General features: G+C 36.1%; 1 protein-coding gene. It reads right to left on the bottom strand.

Translation table 11 applies throughout. The features are described from left to right. Positions 1-1,325 (bottom strand): contractile injection system tape measure protein (locus KZ793_RS22445; protein WP_225817285.1); only part of this gene is annotated, 1,325 nt, incomplete at both ends.

Below are 1,325 nucleotides of genomic sequence, written 5' to 3'. Positions count from 1 at the left end.
CCGGCCGTTGTAAAAATAGTTGACGGACGTCATTACAACTTAATTTTTTCCATCCAGGAAGTTGATTGATAACTGCACCCAGCCATTGATCTATTATCAATTGTTTTTCTGGTTCAATAGAGATTGATTCACTGTTTTCATCAGCCATTAGTCCACACAGAAGGTTATTTAGGGTCTTTCGTTCTGACGGTACCTTTTCAGTTCCCCAAATCAGATAATCAAGGGAATTAATTGCATCAAACTGGGCCTGACGATGGATAAATTTTTTCTCCTTAAGTAGGTCAAGCTGATTGAACAGCGTGGGCAGCATCGGCCATAGAATTAATATGCCAGCATTATTGATTTGGCACAATTCAGGTAATAAAACGGTTTTAGAGTGTGGTAGGTTAATCGTTCGAAGCGGGTTATTGTTATTTACTCCTGTAATGAAAGTGTTATCTGACGCTGATTGTGCGTCAGAACTGTTCTTATCTAATTTATCTGAAATGAAGTATTCTGATAAGTACTGGTATTCATCAACCGATAAATATTTTTTACAGAGTTGTGAAACAGGAATAGTTTGCCAGAGCTGTTTTAACCAACTATTTAATGGAAACTTGTGAGTTATAGTTTGGTGAAATAATTCAATAATAGGTGCTGCATTAAGTTTACCGTTATTCAGTTCAGTGGTGATGCGTGATATGACTTTCGCATCGAGTTTAGGTATTTCCTGTGTATTGTGCTGCTGCATGTATCCCAGTGCATTGAGTATCAATTGTCCGAGTGAGGCTGGTTCCTGCTGATATTGTGGTCCGTTGGTGTTTTCGGATAATCTGCGATTGATAGCGCTTAATAAAGCCGATTGTTTGATAGCCAAGAGTCGTTTTAAACCCTGTTCAGACAAACAGCTTTTTGCTAATAGTAACGCGGATTTGTTTTCTATTTGTGTTAATTGATTTATTAATTTTTTGATATCGTTATTTCTATTATTTTCTATTGCCTCCGTTAGATTTAATGGGGAATGTTTTTGATATAAAAAGTGAATAAAATTCTCTACATCAATTAAATTGTTATCGCCAGATATGGAAGGCTTATCGGTAGTTTGATTTGATATTGTTTCATTCAGTAGAATTTCCTCCCTATGGTTGTTTATCTGATATTGGCTAAATGCTTTATTCAGCGCAGCCTTTAGGCGAGCAGGAAACAATGAATTAAAATCATGGAAACTCATTGCGCCCAGATTCAGGGTTAATGTCTCTAAAGAGATATCTTGATGAATGTTATATTCATTAAAATATGAATTAAATAAGTTGTGTATATTGGCTTGATTAAGCAGGGAGCCATGC

The sequence above is a fragment of the Photorhabdus antumapuensis genome (assembly GCF_020387775.1).
Taxonomy (GTDB): domain Bacteria; phylum Pseudomonadota; class Gammaproteobacteria; order Enterobacterales; family Enterobacteriaceae; genus Photorhabdus; species Photorhabdus antumapuensis.
Note: the sequence above shows the minus strand (reverse complement) of the source record. Positions and strands in the feature narration are given on the sequence as shown.